Source organism: Sphingomonas naphthae (assembly GCF_028607085.1).
Lineage (GTDB): Bacteria > Pseudomonadota > Alphaproteobacteria > Sphingomonadales > Sphingomonadaceae > Sphingomonas_Q > Sphingomonas_Q naphthae.
The window spans coordinates 131,949-154,789 of record NZ_CP117412.1 but is presented as its reverse complement, the minus strand read 5'-3'; the positions used below and the strand labels follow the sequence as shown (position 1 = coordinate 154,789).

The following is a 22,841-nucleotide window of genomic DNA, read 5'->3' as shown; positions in this document are numbered from 1 at the left end:
CCGATCTCCGCCATCCTTGGCCGCTACGATGTCCGCTTCGACGGCCGGCAAACCCAGATCATATGAGCAGGAACGAAGCTGATCCGCCCACCCGTAATCGCAACGCGATGTCTCACATGTCGAAGTCGTAATCGTGGTCGATCTCGATCTCCGGCTCCTTCACCAGCTCTCTGACCGGAACCGGCGCCTGCCGAACAGCCTCCGCCACCGGCTTGGCAGGCTCGCTGCCGATGGATCGGAGGGCGGCACTCATCGCCTCCAGTTGGCGGCGATCGCTCGCGCCAGGATCGTCTAGTCGGGGCAGCTCGCCCGTGGCCGGATCGAATCGCTCCCTACCGGACAACGAGAGCTCGGGTGCCACATCGCTCGCGTGCGGAACGTCACCGCGATGTGACTCGATCGCGTTGGCGAGCGCTTTCTTGTCGTCGGTGTGCAGCGACACGTCCTCGCGCGCGCGGGTCTGGAGCACGTAGTAGAGGCTCTCGCTGTTCAGCAGCCTGTCGCGGCTGTCCATCACCGTGATCGCGCGATCGACCATCATCCCTTGCGCACGGTGCATGTTGATGACAGCGCCATGGCCAAGCCGCTCGCGCATCGGATCGTCGGGCCCGATCACATGATCCCGGTCACGGCCGGACAGGTGGAGCGTGTCGCCATCGATCGCGGTGAGCGTCATCGCAGCACCGTTCGCCATCCCGCGCTTCAGGTCGCTGGCCGTGAAGACCAAGCGGTCACCTTCGCGAACTTCGATCTCTCCGGGAACGGAGAGCGCGGCCCCCTCCCCTCCCGATCGGAGGCTTTTGGGATCGAAGAGCCTGGTTTGACCGTCACGGGCGAGCTCGAGCATGCCGCTCGCCCGATCGATCAAGCCAACCTCGTAGGATCCCGGCACAAGCCCTGACTGGTGGCGGTAGATGTCGAGCCGCATCCCCTCCGCCCAATGCCGGATCTGGCGCAGCTCCTCGCGGGTCAGGTTCAGCGTGTCCCAGCTGCGCAGGCTCAGGGCGTCCGCGCCCAGCTTTCCTCTAGCCAGCAGCTCGGCCCGAACCGTCTCCAGCACGGCTTCGCGCAGCACGTGCCCCGAAGTGAGCAAGGCGGTGCGGTCGCGTTCTTCGGGCGAAAGCTGCAGATATTCTACAACGGCCGCTCCTGCGGGATGAGCGTTCTCCTGGACCTTGTTCCCGAGCCGTTCGAAAGCAGCAGCGACCCTGCCCTCGCGTGCCAGGGAGGCGGCCTCACGGAGCACATCGGTCTGTTGGCGCCGGTTCTCGGTCAGCCGCACCGTCGGAGCCTCCGCCTCCTGCAGCAGCGCGAACGGCCGCCCGGCCTCTACGGCGGGTATCTGCTTCACGTCACCGACCAGCACCAGCTTGGCGGCCTCGCCGTTCCAGGCGACCTCGAACAACCCGGCAAGCTGACGCGAGGACACCATCGAGGCCTCCTCCAGCACCACGACCTTGCCCTTCATCAGCGCCGACAGCTGCTCGTTCGGCTTGGCCGGGCCGACCCGGCTAGCATGCTCCTTCAGCACGGATGCGAGCGAGCGCACCTCCAGCCCCCGTCCGGTCAGGTCATCCATCAACTTGTTCTGCGGGACCAGCACCAGCATCCCCGCCCCTACTTCCGCGCCAACCTCCCGTACGAGTTCGAAGAGGAACGACTTGCCGGTACCGGCATCGCCTTGGACGACCTGGATGCGGTTGGTGCCGGACAGCATGGCGTGTACCGCGACACGCTGTTCGCCGGACAGCGTGACCTCGCGCCGACTGGCCGCGCGGTCGAGTGCGGTGTCGACCGAAGCGGCCTCGAGGATGGGTGTCCCCTGCCCCACCCCGCCATGCGCGGCCGCAACCAGCGCCTTTTCCGTCGCCAGCATATCGCGGGTCGTGAGCCGGTCTGCGTGCAGGCTGCCGCGCGGACCGGCGATGAGCACACCTGCCTCGCGCAGCCGCTCGATGCGCTCCTCGATACCGCGCACCGTCGCGCCCTTCTCCGCCATATCGAGGCTGCTTTTCAGCAGGTTCGCGTAGGTGAAGCTCGCTTCGCGTTCGCCGAGGTGCCGAACACCGGCCGCGACCGCATAGCCGCTCGCCAGCTCGGCGCTCCGGCGCACCGCATCCGTGCCGTGAAGCAGCGGCTCGGGTCGTGGTCCGAAGGCATGCGTGATCCGCTCAAGCAAGGCGGCCCCCCAGGCACGCACGGCATCGAGTACGGACCGCGGCCGCTCGATTCCGCGCGCGGCGTCCACGACGGCGGAGATGGCAGCACCATGAACCTCGGCCTTCTCGGCCCACATGACGCGGGCAACCGTGGCATCGCCCGCCTGTTTGGCGTCGCGAGTACTGACCGCGATCGTCTCCATCGCCTTCGGGCCGGAAGCCCCAAGCTCAGCCGCCCGGCTAAGGATCTGTTCGCGCCGTGCGCTGAACGCATCGATGGCGGCACGCGGGATACCGCTGATCTCGAACTGACCGTGCTTGCCGGTGATCTCGATCCGATAGCCGAGCTGCTCCAACCGGGCACGGAAGTCGGCATGGAAGGCGGCGCCGATCGTGCTCGAATGCTTCCACAGCGCCGGATTGTGGAGGGCGACCCAGCGACCGTCACCCCGCTGTGCGGCATTCGCCACGACGACATGAGCGTGGGCCTGCGGGTCGAGCTTCCGGCTAAGGTCATGGTAGAAGATCGCGTACACCAAGCGACCGGGTTCGATCACCGCGCCGGCCTTGCCCCACCGCACCTCCCCGAACCGCTCCTCGGCCCACGCCATGGTGCTCCGGATCGCTTCCGCAAACGCTGGCATGACCCGCTCATCGCGGCCGATCATGGCGACCAGCGATACCGACTTCGGCGCGCTGAACGTCAGCTCGAACCCCGGCGCCCGCTCGCCATTGCCCCCTCTCGCAATAACGGCCCCGTTGGGCAGTTTGCCGTCCAGCACCTCGGCGAATTTTCCGGCATTCACGGTGCCGGACAGACCGAGTTCCTCGGCCCCCCCCCCGCCCCACTCGGAGGGCCCTTCCTGCTCCCCGGTGTAGTAGTTGTCGGCCGCATAATAGCCGGCGGCATCACCGCCGCCGGCGATCGAGTTGGGCCGGACGGTCACGGCGTCGTGCCGAGCAGAGGCGGAAAGGTGAGCCGGCACGGAAACGGCTTCTTCATGCGCTTCGCGTGGTCCACGCATTCGGCGTACCGGACCCGGTATGTATCATCGCCGAGAAGGCCTTTGGTCTCCGCCATCAGCTCGCCTTTCGTGCGCCCATCGCCTGCCAGGCTCCATGCCGCAGATGCCGAGTCACTCTCACCCAGAAGGCGGATGGAAAGCCAGCGCGTCGGCGCCGTATTCGCGAAAAGTAGGCAGATCAGAACAAGTCCGGCGATGCCAAGGGCGGCACCTGCGCCAAGCTTTGTACGCGTACCCGACTGACGCTTCTCGATGCGATCGAGCTGCTTCCCGAGGCTCTTCGCCTGCTCCTCGGCGGCTTTGGTGACATTGAGAACCGAGGCGGCCAGAGCGCTCTGCGCTTCCTTGAAGATGGTCGTAAATTCGGCCTGGAACTTGGCGATCATGTCGCGGAGATGTCCGGTCCCGCCGGTCTCCTTGATGGTCGTCTTGATCGCGTCGAAGCCTGCGTTCAACGCGCCGGGCAGATCCTTCGTTTGCTGGGCGATCAGGGCCGAGACGCGGCGCGTGATCTCGCCGATTTGAGCGGTCTGTTCCTCCATGCGATCGGCATGGCGGCGCTCACGTTGCTGACGCACCGACAGGGCTGCTTGTGCCTCCCTGTCGAACATGGTGGTGACCGCCTGTTCGACGAGATCACGGATGGGAATATTGCGCCGTTTGGATTCGGCATCCAGGCGGCTGTGGACCTCACTGGAGACGTCGATCCGCCTGCGGCCGGCATCGGTCATCGCCGCAGCATCCCGCGCGCTTCGGCCAGCATCCGGGTTGCCAGGTCGGTCCGGCGCTGCCGCATCTCAGCCAGCCCCTTCTTGCTCTCCGGGCCACGCCCGACCTGCACTTCCGCGACGACTTCCAGGCCGGCACGAACCTTGGTGAGCTGGTCGAGCAGGATCTCGTCGAGCGGCAGCAGCTCGTCCTCGAGTGAGCGCACCAGCGTGTCCGCCACCCAGGCGCTGCGCGTCTTGCCGACCTGGCCCGCGCGGCGCTCGATGCCGGCAAGCTGGTCGGGTTGCAGGTACACCGTGATCGGTACGCGCGCCATGCGGACCCCCTTCTACCCCGGAAGGGAGTGTGCATTGCGCATAACGGGCGCGCAAGGAGGAAGTGCAGAGCAGCGCCAGAAGAAACGCTGCAAATCCGTGCTCTAGATGCTCTGTGGACCACCATGGACCAGACGGTCCGAGCACAGCATCTGCGTCGGACCATGCCGCTCAAACGACGCGAATCTGCCCTTTTTCGCACCCCGTCAGGGTGCATCGGGTGTGCCCCTACCCTTACTGCTCAGTAAGCTGGCCGCCGTAGATGATGTGGTTCTTTCGGGCGCATCCCCGGATTCCGGCGGAGCACACGGGCCGGCGCATGAGCCGGCCAGCCGACTCAGTCTTGCCCCGCCTGACGCAGGCTTGCCCGTAAGGCTTCGAGCGCCTCCTCGCTCAGCGTTTCAGGCGTCAGCACCAGCCGGTCCCGCATGGCACGGCGCGTCAGCCGTATGAGGAAGGCCAGTTCCGGCGCCTCGAACGGGTCGTTTACCGCCAGCTCGCGCGACCGCTCGCCGTCGGTGATCGTCAGATGGAAGATGCGGGCTTCCAGTGCCGGCCAGGCCGGATCGGGTCGCGTGAAGAAGTCGATCGCGTCGGCATGGGCGAGGAGGTTGGACCAGTCCTCCGGAGCGATCTCATCGAGCGTGCGACCCTCCTCATGGTAGAGGGTTCCATGCGGGGTGAACCATCCCGAAATCCCAAGCGTGATGACGTCCGTCATGGGTCGGTTCCCTCCCCGTTGTCGGTCGGGCGCTGATGCTTGTGCCGGTCGTGTTCAGCACCGCTCGGAGCGGCAGGATGGCGCGGCATTGCGGCGGCCCCCGGATCGTTCCAAACCCTCTCGAACGCATGCTGAAGGCGAGCTGCAACAAGGGTGCATCCAGCCCGGTCGAGCAACGCCAATGCCAGGCGCATCAGCGCCAATGCCGTCCTGACATCGTGGTGTTCGACGTCGCTCATCGGCGGGCGTGATCCGGGTTAACGACGGGCCGATGGACATTGCCAGAGCCATCCTGTTCCGCAATCGGTCTGAGCTCGAGATGCGGCATCAGGTTGCGTCGGATCTGGTCGTCGGTGCCGGGGCCGTACCAGCCGGCGCAGCGGTCCTCTTCCGAGAACCGGTGCCACGCCATGAACGCGACATCCTCACTGATGGCGATGCCGTCGGCAGCCAGGACAGCCACGATCCGAAGTACGTCATCACGGTAGTCGACGCGCATCCGCTGCTCCCATTCGAGCGGCTTCAGAACCGCCTGGTAGCGTAGCCGTTCGTGCCCGGATCGATCGGTCATTCGCCCTCTCGCGTGCCGCTTATTCCTGAGGGGATCCCGAGCCGCTCACGCTGCTCGTCGCGGGTCGCGTAGCGGTCGGACCTGATACCTACAATTTCCGTCCGCGAGCCATGTCCAGCGGTCACGAGAGCGGCCCGGATCAGCTCGCCGACGTCATACGAGCCGGCCTGCGCTTCAAGGCTGGCAAGCATGGGGTAAGGCAGGTCCAACATGACCCGGATCATCCAATCTCCCGCCTCGGTGCGGGTCGGGTAGCCGCCGTGTCCTGGCTCGCTCCAGTCGGTGCCGGCGAGGAGCAACCGCAGGTCCGTCGAAGGGTCGGCCGACGCATAGGGCGGGGTCTCACGGGAGGGCAAAGGCGTTAGTTTGAAGTCGCTCAGGTCGATGGTCATGGCGCGTCTCCGTTCAGGGTTTCCAGTTTATGCAAATCGGGCAGATCGGCTCCTCAGAGTCCGTAGGTGCACGGCGTCGAGAAGGTCGGCGCCAGCGCATCACGCCGGGACCAGAAGGTGGATTGGCCGTTGGGCGTTAGCGTGGTCGGGGGCACCGCGATCTCGACCATGGGACCGCGGATCTGGACTACCGTGCCGCAGTTGGTGACGGTTCCGATCGCGAGGTCGCGTCGGAAGGCTTCGTGCCGGTTCTGCTCGGCCTCTCGGTCGGCGACGTAGCTGTCCTGGGTGCGTTGGAACCATGCCGCAGAGCGGATCTGGTCGGGGCGGCAGGCATAGACGGCGGTGCGGGTCGGGACCATCGACACGCGGCTCATTAGCCGGCTGCCCAGGTCGCCTTTCGTCGCCACCTCGGTCGTGTCGAATGTGATCGCGACGAAGCCTCCGAGGACCTGGTCCGGTCCACGCGAGCACACGGCCGACATGCCGGACCAGAAGTGCTTGAACTCGCCCCGGGGCGGCAGCCTGCGGCCGAGCGCGCGATCGCGGAAGGTGCGTGCTGCGTCCCCCTCCTCCGGCTCGAGCCGACCGCCCTTGGCGCTACACTCCTGAGCGAAGGCATCGCGGGCGCGCTCGGCTGTCGCCGAGCCGTTGGTGGTAATCTTCTCGGAGAAGAAGGAGTAGCCGATGATCTCGTCAGCGTCGTCGAGCAGCGGGAAGACCTGCGGCGACGGGCGGGTCCGAAGCGACCCGCTGGTCTTCACGTCGGTATCGCCGCCGATGGTGGTGAGAAAGTCAGCGACACCGAGTGATTGCTGCGCCATGGCCGGAACGCCCGCCAGAGCCGCTGTGAGCGCCGCTACGGCTCGAAACGTACCCTGCCCTGCCATGACCGCCTCCCCGTCGTCTGGAGGCGTTCTCCGGCCCGTGAGCCGGGTGTTAGCAACCCTGCATAGCACAAGGCGCCGCCACCTTTAGGCGGAGCCCTGGACATGCGTGACGGCCACCCGGCCAACACCTAATTGCTGACCGGCTGCTATGTCTTGAGGTTGCTACGCCTCACCGCCGGGACTGACCGGGCGGCGAACGGACGCTATCACGTCGGGAGCGCCGAGCAAATGCGAAGCGTGGTGTCTCGCCCTGTCCGATAGGCAGCGGCGCACGGTTCGGATCAGCTGCGCCAGCTCCGGTGCTTCGAACGGCTCCGGGACGGTCAGCACCCGTGAGTGGTCGGCATGCACGAGACGTATGCTGTACGTGCGCGCGTCAGGGCGGACAGGCGCAGTCCCATTCGGAACCGGGCGGGTGAAGAAGTCACCGCCTCGGCCGCGGTGAGCAGCTCGGCGACCAGTGTCGGGTCGAGATCGGCGAAGTGGCGAACTCGCTCGCCAGCCCGGCCGGGAAAGTGCGCGATCCCGCCGGAGATCGTAATGCCGACCAGATCTCCAACCGTTTCCGGCTTAGAGCCGGTCACGCAGGCGCCCTGCCCTGCCTGGCGGCACGCCGCTCACGAGCACGACGGCGTCGTTTCTCGTCGCGCGCGACCTGAGCGGCGTCGATCACCGGTGCTTCGACAAGGCGAAATCCTTCCGCTCGCCGTGCAGCTTCCCTTCGTCGAGCTCGCTCTGCCTGAACCTCGAATCTCAGATCGGAGCGGGTGACCACGTAATCCAACTCGTGCTCATGCTGCCTGATCAGCGCGGCCAGCGCATGGACGGTCACCTCGTGGCCCACGGCCGCATCTAAAGCTTGTAGCCAGCGAGGTGACGCGTAGCGGTGACGTTGGACCCAAACATCGCGGCCGAGTTCCAGGCCTACTACCAGCGCCCATGCAACCGCATAGAGGCGGCTCGCTACCACAGGCGTCGTTCCGGTCACCTTGTCGACGACGGTGAGCGCGATCAGCCCGGCCCAGAAGGTTAGGATGCTGACCACCGGACACGGGTAGGTCCGGCTGACCTCCAGGCGAGCGACGAAGCGATCCAGCACCGGTATGGAAGCTTCCCTGTCCGCCGATGCACACTTCTCAGCAATTCGGTCGTCTTCCATCGGATCGCGCTCGCAAAAAGCTAGACGCGTGATATACGCTTTACGTATACTAGGCAAATGGTAGATGCCTGGTATGCGTTCTCCTGCTTCGTCTGACCTGCATTGTCTCATCGTGCACCTGCTCACAAAGGCACGCCGTGATGCCAAGCTGCGGCAGGTCGATCTCGCTGGGCGGCTAAGTTGGCAACAGGCCTACGTGTCGCGGTACGAAACCGGCGAGCGCCTGCTTGGCGTTGACGAGTATGTTGCCGTGGCATTGGCTATCGGGGTCGATCCGGTCATGTTGTTGAAGCAAGCTCTCGAGATTTCAGTTGGTAAGAGGGTTGACGAGCGACCAACTGAATAGCGGGCATCCGCTTGGTAGGTCGTGCCGGTGCGATCGACGAGGAGCGAGGCATGGACATGGTTCGTCGCAGACGCCGACATTACCCCATCCGTCCTTCGTCACCGCGTTACTGCACTGACTGGGGCCTGGATCGATCGAGCAAGTCGCTGCCCGGTCCTGACGATTTACGCTAGCGCACGGCACTGTGGACGCAATGCGACGCTAGAGCCTGCCTTTCTGAATCTCCAAAATTCAAAGAAAATTATTTCGCGGGGTTAGAGGGTTCAATGAGAGGTTAAGAAGTTAGGGGTGCCGCTGTAACTGCTCAAGTCAGCGACTTTCCACGATTCGCTTTCGAAGGTGCGTTCCCGGAGTATCGTTGCGGCGTTCCTGAAGGATCGATGCTCGCGTTCCCGATGTATCGCCTCGCCGTTCCGGGAGTGTCGATTAGCGTTCCCGGAGTATCGATGATCGACGGACGGGTGGAAAATGAGCACTCTCATTGAATCAGTTTGCGATGGCGTTGCGCCGGCGACGTTCAAATTGTCCGAATCTGCGGTGCGCCACGAGGCCGTAGGAAGGATCTGTCACTCGCCACGCGATACATCCGGAACGCCATCGTCCTTGCGGATAATCTCGATGCCCGTGGAACGCGGCTTTTGCGGGACCAGTCTGCTGCAATGGACGTCGACCTCTTGCCGCTCTTCGGATCCCTCCACGACGCGGCAACAGCTCTCGCTCACCAGGGTCGGTTCGGCGCCCTGCAAATCCAGGCTGTAGCGGAAACCACCGTACATTTCGGACTCCGGGAACTATCGATCACCGAAGGTCTCTAGCATGGGTGCCAGTCGTAGCAGGCGGAGTCCGCTTTTCGCCTCCAGATCGCCGACGCGGCCACGGATGACGGCGTGAAAGTTCGCGCAGGCTCCGCCAAGCGCCCCGCGTGATCAGAGCCATCGCCACGGATGACGGTCCACCGCCATGCGCCACCTGATGCAGCGGCGCGAAGCCGGATGTGCTACCCGGCCGCGTAGTGTTGGCGAGCGCGGGCATTGCCCGGACCTTTTCAACAATCGTCGTCCAGTTGTAGCTCCGTGCCGCGTCTGCCAAAGGATCGCGTTGCTGCTCGATGTTCGGACACAGAACCCCGCGCTGGCGACGCCGTCCTATTCGGTGGCCACGAATCGCAGGTGATCTCTCTACCGCAGCGTATGCCGATTCTTAGCATCAAAGCGCCGCACGTAGCCGATGAAGGCGTTCTGATAGCTCACCGGGGTCCGGCCTGCGTCCGCCTCTATCCAGGTGCGGAAGTCAGCGTGGAGTGTCTGATAGTCCCAGCCGGGGCATTCGGCGCGCAGCGTTGCCAGAGTCGCGTCGGTGATCTCGCCGAAGGTGGCGCGGCCCGACAGGCTCTTCACGCTGCGGCGGATCAGGGCGGCGGCATCGACGCCGGGCTCGGCCGTCGGCTCAAGAGCGGGATCGGGCTTCGGGGCGGGGGAGGGTGCCTTGCCAGTCTTCGCTGCCTTCGCTGACGGCGCCGCCTTCGTCTCGCCTTCGCTTCGCCGGCGCATCCGCAACGCGGGTTCGCGCTTGCCATCGGGCTGCTCTATCGTCAGCGCATAGCCGGGCAGTTCGTCGCGCTCGGCGATCTTGGCGATCTCGAACTTGAAGCGGCGATACTGGCCCTCGGCGCCCGACTTCTCGAACAGCGTCGGCATTGAGATGGCGAAGCCCGCCTCGCCGGCGCCGCCCGCATGCTTGCGCGCGACCTTGTACAGCCAGCGCTCGCGCCCGCCGGTGATGTCGAAATAGGCGCGGTCGATCGACAGCACGCCGCCGGTCATCATCACGCCTTCCCAGAACCAGTTCGACAATTCGATTGTCATGCCACGCGAGCGCTCGGTCTTCTCGTCCACCAGCTGCGTCCAGCCGTCGAGCCAGCTGAACGTCGCCTCGCGGCGGTTCTCGGCACGGATATTTGTCTTGACCGTGGTCGACACCAGCCGGTCGAGCGCCTGGCCGAGCAGCTCATAGGCGCGACCCGTCGGCTGCCGCCCAATCGCGCGCAGCAGGTCGTAGGGCATCAGGTGGAGCTTGCGCGGCACGTCGTTAACGCCGCGGCGCGCCATGTCGGCGAGCATCGAGGCACAGTAGATCAGGATGTCCGCGTCCCAGATCGTCGCCATGCCGTAGTCGGGATTGGCCGAGACGTGGACCCACAGCTTGCCGTCCGGTGATCGGTAGTCGATCGGCTTCACACGCTTCGACTTTGCGAGGCTGAAGAAAGGCCGCTCCATCATTTCGCGCTGGTCGCGCAGCGGCAAGTCGGCAAGATAGGGGAGGAACAGCTCGAACTGCTCGGACACGGCCTCCCGGCGCGCGCGGGTCATGCGATGTTTCCCCGGGGAAACATCGACCAGCGGTTTACAAAACCGATGCTCCGCCCCTGCATGTTTCCCCGGGGAAACATCAGCGCTGGAGTCCTTTCCCGGTCGCCTCGAGGTGGGCCAGTGCATCGCGCAAGGCGGTCATCAACTCGTCCGTGTCTGCGCCAGAGCCCGCGTGGAGGCGGATCGTCACGCCTTGCCGGTTAGCCGACTGTACCGTCAGTGCGGTGCGCCCGTACTTGGTGGCGTAGCGGTACGGCTCTGGCCTTTCGTCACCGGACAACGCCTTTGGCGCGTCGAGCAGCCGCCGCAGCACGTCCGTGGCGGGGGAGGGGGGGGCGCCCGCCTCGCGACGTGCCGCCTGTTCCTTGGCGACCTGCCGCGCCATGGCGGTGATCGCCTTGGCCATGTCCTTGTCGTCTAGCGCCTGGGCGAGTGTATAGGCCGGCTTCAGCTGCACGTCGCCCGGCGAGGCGAAGGCGGCAATCACCGCGTCAGGGATCGTGGCGACCTTCAGCATCTTGGACAGCCAGCCCTTGGACAGCTTCAGCCGTTCGGCCATCCGCGTCTGGTGGTTGCCGTAATGCGCCTTCAGCGCGTCGAGATAGTTGCGGGCCCGCTCCAGGTCGGACACGTCGGCCCGCGCGCGGTTTTCCAGATCCGCCAGCCGGAAAGCCGCCTCATCATCCAGCTGCGCGACCTGCGCCACGAACTGCATGTCGGGATAGCTGTGCGAACGCAGCCAGCTGATCGACCAATGCCGCCGCGTGCCGGCGATCACCTCGAAATCGTGATCCGGATCGCCGTCGACGCGCCGCACCACCGCCGGCACCTTCTGTCCGCCCTCGGCGACGATCGAGTCGATCAGCTCGCGGCAATTCTCCTCCGAGAGGTGCGCGTAAGTGCGAGCGTTGCCCGGCCAGATGCGCACGCGCGCGGGATCGAGCAGCAGTTGGGTGACCTGCCGCACCTCGCCGCTCGCCACACGCGCCAGCGCGGACTCGCGACCGAGCAGCGTGGTCGTGCGCGCGCGTTCCGGGGGAGCCTCGCGCGCCGGGGCAGGGAAGGGGGCATTGCCTTGTTCGGACGCGTCATCTGCGAGCAGCGCCGCCAGATAGTCCGATTGCTTACGCGCCATGCCGCACCTCCCGTGCAGAACGTAAGTAGAACATGGCGTTGTAGGAAAGGTCAGGCCGCGGCATGGATCACCGCCTCCTCGCTGGCCGGTTCGACACGCCCCCAGCTTTGGCGCACGAGCTGCTCCACCTGCCGCAGCGCCTCGTCCAGATTGGCGCGGCTGCGCTTGTGCGTCTTGGGCGTGCCGATCGGCTTTTCCAGCTCGTAGACGGTCATCATCCGCATCGCCGCATGGCTGATCTCGGCCGATTCGAGGATCGGCACCGGGAGCAGGGCAGGGCCGAAGCTCTGCTCCATGATCGCGCGCACCATTGCGTGGCTGGGATCGTTGCCATCGAACTTGGAGCAGATCAGCCGGACGAACTGGTAGTCGACCTCGATGCCGGCGCCCGTCAGCTGGTGCAGCACCTGATCCATCATCGACAGGAATTGCACGGTGGAGCAGAAATCCGGCGTGGTGGCCGCCAGCGGCACCAGCAGCGCGTTCGCCGCCTGCATCACTGCGAGGCTAATCGTGCCGAGGGCAGGGGGCGGATCGAGCAGAACGATGTCATAGTCGCGCGCGAGGTCGGACAAACCGCGCTTCAGCTTGCGAAACCGCGCCGCCAGCACTGATCCGCCATCGCTGCCCGCTGCCGCCAGCTCATATTCAACGTCGAACAGTTCGAGATTGGACGGGATCAGGTCCACGTTCGGCCACGGCGTCCGCTTTACCGCGTAGAGCAGGTCCGCCTGGGTTGGGTCAATCGAGAGATACGGGTAGAGCGTCTCTTCCCGCGTAATGTTGAAGTGTGGGTTGAAGCCGAACAGGGTCGTCGTCGTCGCCTGGCTGTCGCAATCGACCACCAGCACGCGATAGCCCTGCACCGCGAAATAATGGGCTAGGTGCGTGGTGACGGTCGACTTGCCAACGCCGCCCTTGAAGTTCTGCACCGCGATGATCGCCGGCACGTCGAGCGGGGCGCGGGCAGGGGACGCGCCCAGCACCTCGCGCATCCGCAGCATTTCCTCGACCGTGTAGCCCAGCCGGCGCCCGCTCTCGGAGGCGGGGGCAGGGGGCAATCTCCCGTCATCTTCCGCCATGCGGATGCGGTTGGTAGAGCAGCCGAGCAGCTGTGCCGCCTCGGCGATGCCGAAGCGAACGTTGAGCCCCTTGCGGCTCTCGGGCAGAAACGCTTTGCGCCGGAGGCGTTCGATCATCCGCTCGCCAGCCTCGGCGAGGTCGCCGATCTGCGTCAGCACTGCACCATCATGTGCCAAGACAAAGCCCCTTGAACCTTTTCAGCAACGAACTTGCCAGATTTCATTCAGGGCGGCAAGAGGGCGGGCGAAGGGGACACAATGCCGACCCTGCACTGGCTGACACGCGACCGCGACGTGAAGGCGGCGGATGCCGTACCGTACCGCCTGCTGGAGCGCGACGCGGCGCTTTCCGCCGGCGCGCCCGGCAGCGGCAACATGCTGATCCAAGGCGACAATCTGGAGGCGCTCAAGAGCCTGCTGCCCAATTATCGCGGACAGGTGAAGTGCATCTACATCGACCCGCCTTACAATACGCGGTCGGCTGTTTCTGTCCATTATGACGACACGTTAGGCCGCGTCTGCATTTAGCGCAGCCAGATCATGGCGCATGCGAGGTGAACGAAGCCCATGAAGGCGGAGATGGTCTTCTCGCAGCGCAAGGCGATGCGGCGGAAGCGCTTGAGCTTGTTGAAGAAGCACTCAACCTGATGGCGTTCCTTGTAGAGGCGCCAGTCGATGGGAGGCTTTCCGGTTCGGCTGGGATTGGCTTTGATGTGGGCAGTAGCACCGAGACTGTCGGCGATGAAGACGCGTAGCGGATCGGCGTCATAGGCGGCGTCGGCGATGACGTGGCCGACACCCTTCAAGCCCGTCAGCAGCGCTTCGGCCTGGGGGCGATCGCCCCATTGCCCGGGCGTCGGATGGATACGGATCGGCAGGCCGATGGCGTCGACCGCCGCATGCAGCTTGGTCGTCAGCCCGCCGCGGGACCGACCGATCGCGGCAGCTTCAGCCCCCCTTTTGCGCCCGCCGCATCGGCGTGCGCCTTCGAGATGGTGCTGTCGATCAGGACGTATTCGAAGTCCGGCGTGTCGGCCAGGCTATGGAAAAGCCGTTCCCATACACCGGCATGCGACCACCGCCGGAACCGCGCATGCACCCCTGTCCACTTGCCGAACACCTCCGGCAGGTCACGCCAGCGCGCCGCATTGCCGGCCATCCACAGGATCGCATCCACAAATAGCCGGTTGTCGACACCGCTCCGCCCTCGCGTCCCCTCCCGACCCGGAAGATGACCCGCAATCCGATCCCATTGCTCGTCCGTCAGCGTTCGTCTGCTCAAGGCTTGGCTCCTTCACCAGCCTTGAATCAGATCGGTCTTCCAAATGGAATCCGCTAAATGCAGACACTGCCTAGAGCACAGTCAGTGGCTGGCGATGATCTATCCGCGGCTTGAACTACTCCAAAAACTGCTCGCTGAGGATGGAAGCATCTGGGTGTCAATTGACGATCATGAGGGGCATTACCTCAAGATCGTGATGGACGAGGTGTTTGGACGCGGATCTTTCATTGCAAGCCCTGTTTGGCAAAAGCGTTACTCGCGTGAAAACCGAGAGGCGATCGGCGACGTTCACGAGTATCTGCTCGCTTATTCGCCATCACCTGAGCGCTTCAAAGCGCAACGCAACAAGCTGCCGCTTGATATCGCAATCCTGACAACGCCAAAGAAGCAGACCCGAGTAAGCGTTGGCGTGGGCTTCCGATGACTGCGCAGGGCTACCGCCCAAACCAGATGTACGAGATTGTCGCCCCGAATGGTCGACGGCATACACCTCCCGAAGGTCGCTGCTGGTCGATGATTCGACCCGAGTTCGAAAAGCTAGTTGAGGCGAAGCGGATTTACTGGGGCAAGGACGGGAACGCACAGCCGAGCGTCATCCGTTTTCTTTCTGAGGTCGAAGGATTGGTGCCTTGGACATGGTGGCCACATGGCGAGGTCGGCCATACTGACGAGAGCAAGAAAGAGGCGAACGCGTTGTTTGGCGCCGACGTAAGTTTCGGCACGCCCAAGCCCGAACGCCTGCTGCAACGCATCCTCCACATTGCCACCAACCCCGGCGACCTCGTCCTCGACTCCTTCCTCGGCTCCGGCACCACGGCGGCGGTCGCGCACAAGATGGGGCGGCGCTGGATCGGGATCGAGATGGGCGACCATGCCGTCACTCATTGCGCGCCGCGGCTGAACAAGGTTATCGCGGGTGAGGGCGGCGGCATCAGCCGGGCGGTCGACTGGCAGGGCGGGGGCGGGTTCGACTTCTACCGGCTCGGCCCTGCGGTGTTCGACGCCGATGGCACGATCGCCGCCGGCATCGCCTTCGCCCCGCTTGCTGCGCACGTCTGGTTCGCGGAGACCGGGACGCCATTCGCCGGAGCGGCCGCCACGCCGTTCCTGGGCCACCATGACGGGCAGGGGGTCGCGCTGCTCTACAATGGCATTCTCGGTGACAAGCGTCCGGCGGGCGGCAACGTGCTGACACGCGCGACGCTGGCGCTGATCCGGGAGGGGGCAGAGGGCTTCACCGGCCCGGTCACCATCTATGGCGAGGCGAGCCGGCTGTCGCCCGCGACGCTCACCGCCGAGCGCGTCATCTTCAAGCAGACGCCCTACGACGTGAAGGCCCGCTGATGCAGCTCAAGACCTATCAGCAGGCGACCCTCGACACGCTGCGTCGCTTTTTCGAAGCGGCACAGGCGCACGGGCCCAAGGCCGCGTACGAGGCGATCACGACCGAGCCGGACCAGGTCAGGCGGCTGTGCGGCTATGGCGGGCGCTACACGCCCCTGCTCGGGCAGGAGGGGATGCCCTATGTCTGCCTGCGCCTGCCCACCGGCGGCGGCAAGACGCTGCTCGCCGCGCACAGCGTCGCGGTCGCGCGCGATGCGTGGATCGGGCGCGACTATCCGCCGGTGCTGTGGCTGGTGCCGACCACGACGATCCGCCGGCAGACCGTGGACGCGCTGAACAACCCGCGCCATCACTATCGTAAGGCGCTGGCTGCCGCCTTCGGTGAGCCGGTGCGCGTGTTCGACATCGCCGATTTCACCCGGCTGACCGCGGCCGACCTGTCGCGGCACCTGTGCGTGTTCGTCGCCACCATCCAGACGCTGCGCGTGGAGAACACAGAGGGGCGCAAGGTCTATGCGCACCACGAGGCGCTGGAGCCGTTGTTCGCGAACGTGCCGAAGCGGATCTCGGGGCTGGAGCCGCTCGGTGCCGAGGTGGCAAAGCGGGTAGGGGGCCACCCGGACGACATACGCTATTCCTTCGCCAACCTGCTCCACCTCCATCGCCCGCTGATGATCGTGGATGAGGCGCACAAGGCGGTGACCGGCCTGTCGCGCGAGATGCAGGCGCGCGTGAACCCGTCCGCCATCATCGAGTTCACCGCGACCCCGCATCCCAAGAGCAACATCCTCCACGCCGTTAGCGCCGCGGAGCTGAAGGCGGAGCAGATGATCAAGCTGCCCGTCCGCCTGGATGAGCACCAGACCTGGGAGGGTGCGGTGACCGGCGCGATCGCGCGCCGCGCCGAGCTGGCGGAGAAGGCGGGCCGCGATCGCGACGGATACATCCGCCCGCTGGTGCTGTTCCAGGCCGAGGACAAGGGCCGCGAGGTGACCGTCGACGTGCTGCTGGAGCACCTCCGGTCCGTCCACCACATCCCCGCCGACAAGATCGCGGTCGCGACCGGCGACCAGCGCGGTCTCGACGGCATCGACCTGTTCTCGCCCGACTGCCCGATCGACTACATCATCACCGTCGAGGCGCTGAAGGAGGGCTGGGACTGTTCCTTCGCCTACGTCTTCTGTTCGGTCGCCAACATTCGCAGCGCGACCGATGCGGAGCAGCTGCTCGGCCGCGTGCTGCGCATGCCCTATGCGAGGAGGCGCAAGGCGCCCGCGCTGAACAAGGCCTATGCGCACCTCGTGTCCAAGTCATTCGCGGAGGCCGCGACGGCCCTCAAGGACCGGCTGGTCGACATGGGCTTCGAGGAGCAGGAGGCGGAAGCGTCGATCGAAGCGGCGCCGACGTTGGGAGAGGGGTGTTCGGCGCGCGCGCGCGTCCGCTGCCGTCCGCGCGGATCGAGGTTGCGGCGGATGCGGGCACTTTGGCGGCGGTGAGGGCCGCCGCGCCCGATCGGCTCAGCGTCGAGGATGGCGCGATCCGGATCACCGGCTTCCTGCGCGAGGCGGAGAAGGCGGCGGTCTATGCCGCGCTCCCCGCGCCCGCCGCCGCCCATGTGCGCGAACAGGTCGCCGCCTATGAGGCCGAGCACGCGCATGAAGCGGCGCCCGCCGAGCTTGGGCAGACGTTTGTCGTGCCCCGCCTGATGGCGCAGATGCAGGGCGAGCTGGTGTTCGCCGATACGGACCGCCTGAACGTACGCGATCAGATCCGTCGTGCGATCGGCCGTGGGTGATTGGCGGTCGTTTGGCAAAGGGCAGGGTTGGGTAGGAAAACGGACGGGGCGGCTTGGACAGACGGGAACGCCTTCATTCACCATTCACGCCGGCACTCACGGCAGCTACCAGCTCCCACACCCCTCATCGAAGTGCATGTTGGCTCATCCCGGCCAGACATTCTGACGCGGGTTTCTGACGCCTGCAGCAGGACAGACAAATTAAGCGACTCTCAATCTTTTGTTGAAATGTACGCCGCAAAGACGTACATGTGCGTGAAGGTTGGATGAGGTGTGCCATGCTTGGCTTTCAGGATCAGGTCGGCGCCGTTGAGGAGCGCAGCAGCGAGCGGATGAACTTCCGTACCAAGCCGCGCATCAAGCAGGCGATTCAGCAGGCTGCCGCTCTTTCCGGTGTGGACGATTCCGTCTTCACGATGAACGCGGCCTATCGCTCTGCGATGGAGACGATCGCGGCGCACGAACGCACCACCCTGCAGCCGGTCGATCATTCGCGCTTCTTTGCGGCGCTCGACACGCCGCCGGCACCCACCGAGCGACTTCGGGCAGCATTCGCGCGGCATCGTGAGACGATCGTCAGCAGGTGACGGCGACAGAGGACGCAAAGCTCTTCACCATCGAACCGCTCGATCCTGCCAAGCACGATCGAGCGGCCTTTTCCTGTGGCATCACGCAGGTCGACAACTTCTTCCGCCGGACCGCGAACAAGCTCGCCAAGGCGGATAACGTCCGCACCTTCGTGATGGTCGGTGCCGAGGGCGAGCTGATCGGCTTCTATGCCACCAACGCCCATGCGATCGACTATACCGAGTTACCCGATCGGTTCGCCCGCAACCGCCCTGCGCATGGCAGTATCCCGGCCGCCTACATTTCGATGATCGGCGTCGACAGCCGCTTTCAAGGGCAAGGCTATGGCGGCGATCTGTTGGTCGATTGTCTCAAGCGCCTGGCCTTGGCGGCCGAAGCGTTGGGGATCGCCGTCGTCATGCTGGACGTGTTCGACTGCGGCGATGCCGAGAAGGTGGCGAAACGCATCGCGCTCTATACCGGCTATGGCTTTGAGCCGCTGCCCTCCAACGGCTTGCGGTTGTTCCTGCCGATCGCGACGGTTCGGACTCTTACGCAAGCGGATGCGTAGGCTGAGAATTGCTGACGCGTAACTTGCCCAGTTCAAAGCCCCATGCTGCGCGGTCCTAATCAAGCATTTGATCTTTCAGCGTCAGAAGGGTGTGGATCGGCGTGGAAAAGGGACCCCGTTAGCGGGGTGATCGGCGTCGAAAAGGGACCCCTCATCCTGGTGTTCTAGGCTGTTCGCTTGGCGGTGTGTCAGGCGGCGAGATCGGGATGCTGGTATTGGAGACGGTGTTGAGGATCCGGCGCGAGCACGCGTCGGGCAAGGCCATCAAGGCGATAGCGCGGGACCTGCACCTGTCGCGCAAGGTGGTGCGCAAGGCGATCCGGGCGCCGGAAGCGGACATGGGTTATCGGCGAGAGGTGCAGCCGCTGCCGAAGCTGGGGCCGTTTCAGGCGCGACTGGATGCGTTGCTGGAGGAAGATGAGGCACGGCCGCGGCGCGAGAAGCTGCGCCTCACGCGCATCCACGACCTGCTGCTACGCGAGGGGTTCGATGGCTCGTACGACGCGGTTCGCCGTTATGCGGCGCGCTGGCGGCAGGCGCAGCGTCGCGACGTGATGAATGCGCCGGCGTTCATCCCGCTGCTGTTCCGGCCGGGCGAGGCTTACCAGTTCGACTGGAGCCACGAGGACGTCGAGATCTCGGGCAAGCCGATGCGCGTGAAGGTCGCGCATGTCCGGCTGTGCGCGTCGCGGGCAATGTATGTGCGGGCCTATCCCCGCGAGACACAGGAGATGCTGTTCGACGCGCATGCACGGGCGTTTGCTTTCTTCGGAGGCGTGCCGACGCGCGGCATCTACGACAACATGAAGACGGCGGTGACGAGCGTGTTCACCGGCAAGGAGCGGGTCTTCAACCGTCGCTTCCTGGTCATGGCCAACCATTACATGGTCGAGCCGACCGCCTGCTCGCCGGCGTCGGGCTGGGAGAAAGGTCAGGTCGAGAACCAGGTGCAGACCGCACGCGGTCGCTTCTTCCAGCCGCGCCTGCGATTTACCGGCCTCGAGGAGTTGAACGGCTGGCTGGAGGCGGAGTGTCGGCGCTGGGCAGAGTTGCACCAGCATCCCGAGCAGAAGGAGCTGACGGTCGCCCAGGCATGGGCAGCAGAACGGGCGGTGCTCCAGCCTGTTGTCGCACCCTTCGACGGCTTCCACGAGAGCGAGCATGCGGTAAGCGGCACATGCCTCATCAGCTTCGACCGCAACCGCTATTCCGTTTCTGCCAGGGTGGTGCGACGTGCCGTCCAGGTCCGCGCCTATGCCGACCGCATCGTCGTGCGCTGCGACGGTGAAGTCGTCGCCGACCATCCCCGGTTCTTCGGCCGCGACCGGACCATCTACGACCCGTGGCACTATCTGCCGGTGCTGGTGACCAAGCCGGGTGCCCTGCGCAACGGCGCACCGTTCCAGGGCTGGGAGTTGCCGCCTGCGCTGGCACGACTGCGGCGCAAGCTTGGCACCGGCGACGATGCCGACCGGCGGTTCGTGCGGGTGCTGGCAGCGGTGCTCGACGACGGGCTGGAGGCGGTAGAAGTGGCCGTGCGCGAAGCATTGCTGGCCGGCGTCGCCAGCGACGACGTCATCGTCAACATCCTGGCCCGCCGGCGCGAACCGCCGCGACCGCTGACTATTGTCACGCCAGAAGATCTGGCGCTGCGCCATCCGCCCCGTGCCGACTGCAACCGCTATGACAGCCTGCGAGGTCTCCATGCAGCGGCATGAGATGATGACGGCCATGGCCGAGTTGGGGCTGAAGGGCATGGCTGGCGCCTTCGACGAGGCGGTCACTACCGGTCTCCAGCGCAAGCGCACGACCATGGAGGTCCTGACCGACCTGCTGCGTGCCGAGGCGACGCACCGCCATGCAGCCTCGGTTCGTTACCGGATGTCGGCCGCCAGGTTACCCGCGGTGAAGGACCTAGACGCCTTCGTCTTCGGCGACACTCCCATCAACGAGGGACTGGTGCGCTCGCTGTACAGCGGCTCGTTTCTTCCGGGCCAACGCAACGTCGTGCTGGTCGGTGGAACGGGTACCGGCAAGACGCATCTCGCCACCGCCATCACTGCCAATGTGGTACGAGCCGGCGCCCGCGGACGCTACTTCAACACAGTGGACCTGGTGAACCGGCTCGAGGAGGAAACGCGCCTCGGCAAGGCCGGCACGCTGGCGGCCCAGCTTTCGCGCCTCGATCTCGTGGTGCTCGACGAGCTTGGCTACCTGCCGTTTGCACGCTCGGGCGGTCAACTGCTCTTCCACCTCGTCAGCAAGCTCTACGAGAAGACCTCGGTCATCGTCACCACCAACCTGGCCTTTGGTGAGTGGCCGACCGTCTTTGGCGACCCCAAGATGACCACCGCGCTGCTCGACCGCATTACCCACCATTGCGACATCGTCGAAACCGGCAACGACAGCTGGCGCTTCAAACATCGAAGCTGAAGCCTGGGGCACCGGCAGAGAACGCTTCGTGCTGGTTGCGCCTCCGGTCGGGCTACGCCCGCCCTACGCCGCAACCAGCACGAACAGTGCGCCCGTCATACCCGTTACGCTGCTCGACGAAGGGGGTCCCTTTTGCACGCCGATAGGGGGTCCTTTTTGGACGCCGATTGACACGACTACGGACGCTTCAGCTCCCGGCACGGCCTTTTTCAAGCAAACCACTCGGGCGCTCGCCAGCCTAGATGATGCCCATGTCGGTTTGCAGGCCAGGATCGACGGCGTAGATCATGATTTCGAGGGCGGCGAAGCTCGGACCGTCGTGAGCGCCCGAGCCGATCCGGCATTGGGTCCCGATCCCGCGCAGCGGGAACGGGCTTGGTCGAAGTCGTACCGTGAGGGGATCACTAGCCTGCTCGATGGCGGCGGGCGCCAAGTCGCCAACCGCCGCATCCTGTGGGGGACGATCGGGCAGATCGGCTATATCAACATCGTCTCCATGGGCGCGTTCGATAAGGATGCGCCCCCTGATGACACGAAGGCGCTGGATGCCGCGCTGGACGAGGCTCTTGCCGCCTTTCAGGGGCTTCCCGGCATGATCGTGGATGTCACGAATAACCGTGGCGGGTACGACGCGATCAGCCTCCATATCGCCAGTCGGTTCGCGGCAGGGCGACGGCTAGCCTTTTCGAAACGGGCCATCGGGGCGAACGGCCCTTACCAACGGTTTGAGGTCGTGCCGTCTGAGCGTATTCACTTTCTCGGCAAGGTCGCGTTGCTGACCAGCGACGTGACAGTCAGCGCGGGCGAAACCTTCACCCTCGCAATGCGGGCGTTACCGAACGTGGTGCAGATCGGCGGCCGAACCCGAGGTGCGTTGTCCGATCAGCTTACCAAGCCCCTTCCGAACGGTTGGACGCTCACGTTACCCGCGGAGGATTACCGCGATCCCGATGGACGTTCGGCGGAAGGAGTCGGTATTGACCCCGCACGATCCTTATCCCCCTTCAATCCCGACCATCGGACCATGATTCAACAGGTCGTGCAGGGCCTGTTACTTCGCAGCTAAGCGGGTCTTCGGTTTCCCGATCAACGATCCCAATCGGGAATGCCCATCCCGAGTTCCATGATGTATCGAGGCGCGACCCTGCGAGCGTCCTTTGCTGCCGATGCCTGACGCGGAGTCAGGACGGAAGTTCGATCTTGCTGAACGCGGCACATCGGTCGAGAAGCCGACGCGCCAGGGCGGGATCGTGCGCCTCCGGGTTGGCCGCCCGCTCCTCCAGGTGATAAAAATAGCGGCCAGATCGCATCGCCGCGGGATCGTTGGAGACCGCCAGCCAAGCTTGGGTGCGATGTGCCTGGTCCATGTCGTCGGGCGCGCCCGCACCGCCCATCCGCGTCGGTACCCACCCCGGCTCCAGCGCGTTCGAGATCGTATCCGGCCATTGTCGCGCGATGGCGAAGGCCAGCATCGCATCGTACAACTTGCTCTCGGCGTAGGCGGTCGAGCCATTCCAACGGCGCCGCTCCCAAAGCATGTCGTCGATCTCCGTGCGGACATGGTGGTGCATACCTGAGCTGAGATAGATCAACCGTCGCGGCCGATGCATCAGCGCGGTCAGAGCGTAGGGCGCCAGCACATTGGTCGCGAACAGGGCTGGAAGCCCGTCCGCCGTGATGTCGCGGCGCGGTTCGCGGTAGCCGATCGCGACGTTGTGGATCACCGCGTCGAACGATCCAAACGCGTTCACCTGCGCCGCGACCGCCCGCATCCCGGCCAGCGTCGCAACATCCCCTTCCACCATACCGGCCACAGCCGGCAGAGCGGCGCGCGTAGCCGCCGCCCTCGCCGCGTCGCGAGCATGAAGGACGACCTCATGCCCGCCTTCCGCGAGCAATTGCCCGGTCATGAGGCCCAGCCCTTGGGCGGAGCCGGTAATGAAGATGCGCGCCATGA

Annotated in this window: 26 protein-coding genes and 1 pseudogene; 11 read left to right on the top strand and 16 right to left on the bottom strand. The window is 65.2% G+C overall.

The genetic code is table 11. The annotated features are described in order from the left end of the window. Nucleotides 1-112: 112 nt before the first annotated feature. From mobF to PQ455_RS19690, 10 genes are all read right to left on the bottom strand, one after another. Nucleotides 113-3,106, bottom strand: coding sequence for a MobF family relaxase (gene mobF, locus PQ455_RS19735; RefSeq protein WP_273691634.1), 2,994 nt, complete (start codon nucleotides 3,104-3,106; stop codon nucleotides 113-115). After that, entirely contained in the window at nucleotides 3,103-3,915 is an 813-nt protein-coding gene (locus PQ455_RS19730) for a hypothetical protein (RefSeq protein WP_241889897.1), read from the bottom strand. The genes mobF and PQ455_RS19730 overlap by 4 nt, the downstream gene beginning before the upstream one ends. Further along, nucleotides 3,912-4,229 carry a hypothetical protein gene (locus PQ455_RS19725; RefSeq protein WP_017980688.1) on the bottom strand — a complete coding sequence of 106 codons (318 nt, stop codon included), beginning with the start codon at nucleotides 4,227-4,229 and terminating at the stop codon, nucleotides 3,912-3,914. The genes PQ455_RS19730 and PQ455_RS19725 overlap by 4 nt, the downstream gene beginning before the upstream one ends. A 335-nt stretch (nucleotides 4,230-4,564) precedes the next feature. Continuing rightward, the gene (locus tag PQ455_RS19720) at nucleotides 4,565-4,948 is read right to left on the bottom strand and encodes a hypothetical protein (RefSeq protein WP_066486878.1); all 384 of its coding nucleotides are present in this window, start codon (nucleotides 4,946-4,948) and stop codon (nucleotides 4,565-4,567) included. Continuing rightward, a complete protein-coding gene (locus PQ455_RS19715) occupies nucleotides 4,945-5,187 on the bottom strand; it encodes a hypothetical protein (RefSeq protein WP_139143974.1) in 243 nt (80 codons plus the stop codon). Before PQ455_RS19715 ends, PQ455_RS19720 begins: the two co-directional genes overlap by 4 nt. Continuing rightward, entirely contained in the window at nucleotides 5,184-5,519 is a 336-nt protein-coding gene (locus PQ455_RS19710) for a hypothetical protein (protein WP_017980691.1), read from the bottom strand. Before PQ455_RS19710 ends, PQ455_RS19715 begins: the two co-directional genes overlap by 4 nt. Then, entirely contained in the window at nucleotides 5,516-5,911 is a 396-nt protein-coding gene (locus PQ455_RS19705) for a hypothetical protein (protein WP_273691628.1), read from the bottom strand. The genes PQ455_RS19710 and PQ455_RS19705 overlap by 4 nt, the downstream gene beginning before the upstream one ends. Nucleotides 5,912-5,964: 53 nt before the next feature. Then, nucleotides 5,965-6,735, bottom strand: a complete 771-nt coding sequence (locus tag PQ455_RS19700; RefSeq protein WP_066486882.1) for a hypothetical protein — start codon at nucleotides 6,733-6,735, stop codon at nucleotides 5,965-5,967. A 389-nt stretch (nucleotides 6,736-7,124) separates the two neighbouring features. Beyond that, nucleotides 7,125-7,385: a hypothetical protein gene (locus PQ455_RS19695; RefSeq protein ID WP_241889898.1), complete on the bottom strand. Its 261-nt coding sequence runs from the start codon at nucleotides 7,383-7,385 to the stop codon at nucleotides 7,125-7,127. Then, nucleotides 7,382-7,960, bottom strand: coding sequence for a hypothetical protein (locus PQ455_RS19690; protein WP_273691623.1), 579 nt, complete (start codon nucleotides 7,958-7,960; stop codon nucleotides 7,382-7,384). The genes PQ455_RS19695 and PQ455_RS19690 overlap by 4 nt, the downstream gene beginning before the upstream one ends. A 64-nt stretch (nucleotides 7,961-8,024) precedes the next feature. Between PQ455_RS19690 and PQ455_RS19685 the strand changes: the two genes are divergently transcribed. After that, on the top strand, nucleotides 8,025-8,306 hold the full coding sequence (locus tag PQ455_RS19685; protein WP_273691621.1) for a helix-turn-helix domain-containing protein: 282 nt from the start codon (nucleotides 8,025-8,027) through the stop codon (nucleotides 8,304-8,306). A gap of 566 nt (nucleotides 8,307-8,872) precedes the next feature. Here the strand turns inward: PQ455_RS19685 and PQ455_RS19680 are convergent. From PQ455_RS19680 to PQ455_RS19665, 4 genes are all read right to left on the bottom strand, one after another. After that, on the bottom strand, nucleotides 8,873-9,082 hold the full coding sequence (locus PQ455_RS19680) for a hypothetical protein (protein ID WP_063690300.1): 210 nt from the start codon (nucleotides 9,080-9,082) through the stop codon (nucleotides 8,873-8,875). Nucleotides 9,083-9,484: 402 nt separating this feature from the next. Further along, a complete protein-coding gene (locus PQ455_RS19675) occupies nucleotides 9,485-10,675 on the bottom strand; it encodes a replication initiator protein A (protein WP_017980698.1) in 1,191 nt (396 codons plus the stop codon). Nucleotides 10,676-10,754: 79 nt separating this feature from the next. Then, nucleotides 10,755-11,810, bottom strand: coding sequence for a ParB/RepB/Spo0J family partition protein (locus PQ455_RS19670; RefSeq protein ID WP_066652229.1), 1,056 nt, complete (start codon nucleotides 11,808-11,810; stop codon nucleotides 10,755-10,757). A 50-nt stretch (nucleotides 11,811-11,860) separates the two neighbouring features. Further along, the gene (locus tag PQ455_RS19665; RefSeq protein WP_066487632.1) at nucleotides 11,861-13,009 is read right to left on the bottom strand and encodes an AAA family ATPase; all 1,149 of its coding nucleotides are present in this window, start codon (nucleotides 13,007-13,009) and stop codon (nucleotides 11,861-11,863) included. 141 nt (nucleotides 13,010-13,150) lie between these two features. Between PQ455_RS19665 and PQ455_RS19660 the strand changes: the two are divergent. Beyond that, nucleotides 13,151-13,402: pseudogene (locus PQ455_RS19660) on the top strand (site-specific DNA-methyltransferase); the annotation flags it as partial. Between the two features lie 14 nt (nucleotides 13,403-13,416). Here the strand turns inward: PQ455_RS19660 and PQ455_RS19655 are convergent. Beyond that, a protein-coding gene (locus PQ455_RS19655) for an IS5 family transposase (RefSeq protein WP_288933965.1) occupies nucleotides 13,417-14,174 on the bottom strand; the annotation gives its coding sequence in 2 pieces (ribosomal slippage) (nucleotides 13,417-13,856 and nucleotides 13,856-14,174; 759 coding nt in all). Between the two features lie 94 nt (nucleotides 14,175-14,268). Between PQ455_RS19655 and PQ455_RS21020 the strand changes: the two genes are divergently transcribed. From PQ455_RS21020 to PQ455_RS19615, 9 genes are all read left to right on the top strand, one after another. Then, on the top strand, nucleotides 14,269-14,598 hold the full coding sequence (locus PQ455_RS21020; protein ID WP_241889903.1) for a DNA methyltransferase: 330 nt from the start codon (nucleotides 14,269-14,271) through the stop codon (nucleotides 14,596-14,598). Continuing rightward, the gene (locus PQ455_RS19650; RefSeq protein WP_337958584.1) at nucleotides 14,595-15,518 is read left to right on the top strand and encodes a site-specific DNA-methyltransferase; all 924 of its coding nucleotides are present in this window, start codon (nucleotides 14,595-14,597) and stop codon (nucleotides 15,516-15,518) included. The genes PQ455_RS21020 and PQ455_RS19650 overlap by 4 nt, the downstream gene beginning before the upstream one ends. Continuing rightward, on the top strand, nucleotides 15,518-17,014 hold the full coding sequence (locus tag PQ455_RS19645) for a DEAD/DEAH box helicase (RefSeq protein ID WP_273691617.1): 1,497 nt from the start codon (nucleotides 15,518-15,520) through the stop codon (nucleotides 17,012-17,014). The genes PQ455_RS19650 and PQ455_RS19645 overlap by 1 nt, the downstream gene beginning before the upstream one ends. Then, nucleotides 17,002-17,313, top strand: coding sequence for a hypothetical protein (locus PQ455_RS19640; protein ID WP_273691615.1), 312 nt, complete (start codon nucleotides 17,002-17,004; stop codon nucleotides 17,311-17,313). Before PQ455_RS19645 ends, PQ455_RS19640 begins: the two co-directional genes overlap by 13 nt. A 278-nt stretch (nucleotides 17,314-17,591) precedes the next feature. Continuing rightward, a complete protein-coding gene (locus tag PQ455_RS19635) occupies nucleotides 17,592-17,900 on the top strand; it encodes a type II toxin-antitoxin system TacA family antitoxin (protein ID WP_010409160.1) in 309 nt (102 codons plus the stop codon). Beyond that, nucleotides 17,897-18,451, top strand: a complete 555-nt coding sequence (locus PQ455_RS19630; RefSeq protein WP_010409162.1) for a GNAT family N-acetyltransferase — start codon at nucleotides 17,897-17,899, stop codon at nucleotides 18,449-18,451. Before PQ455_RS19635 ends, PQ455_RS19630 begins: the two co-directional genes overlap by 4 nt. Before the next feature lie 206 nt (nucleotides 18,452-18,657). Then, complete coding sequence (gene istA, locus PQ455_RS19625) at nucleotides 18,658-20,169, top strand: IS21 family transposase (protein ID WP_078462179.1); 1,512 nt, start codon at nucleotides 18,658-18,660, stop codon at nucleotides 20,167-20,169. After that, on the top strand, nucleotides 20,156-20,884 hold the full coding sequence (gene istB, locus PQ455_RS19620; RefSeq protein WP_062127353.1) for an IS21-like element helper ATPase IstB: 729 nt from the start codon (nucleotides 20,156-20,158) through the stop codon (nucleotides 20,882-20,884). Before istA ends, istB begins: the two co-directional genes overlap by 14 nt. A 28-nt stretch (nucleotides 20,885-20,912) precedes the next feature. Next, entirely contained in the window at nucleotides 20,913-21,950 is a 1,038-nt protein-coding gene (locus tag PQ455_RS19615) for a S41 family peptidase (protein WP_273691608.1), read from the top strand. Nucleotides 21,951-22,065: 115 nt separating this feature from the next. Here the strand turns inward: PQ455_RS19615 and PQ455_RS19610 are convergent, their stop codons facing one another. Continuing rightward, nucleotides 22,066-22,839 (bottom strand): SDR family NAD(P)-dependent oxidoreductase, encoded by a 774-nt coding sequence (locus PQ455_RS19610; RefSeq protein WP_273691606.1) that lies wholly within the window; start codon nucleotides 22,837-22,839, stop codon nucleotides 22,066-22,068. Nucleotides 22,840-22,841: the final 2 nt, after the last annotated feature.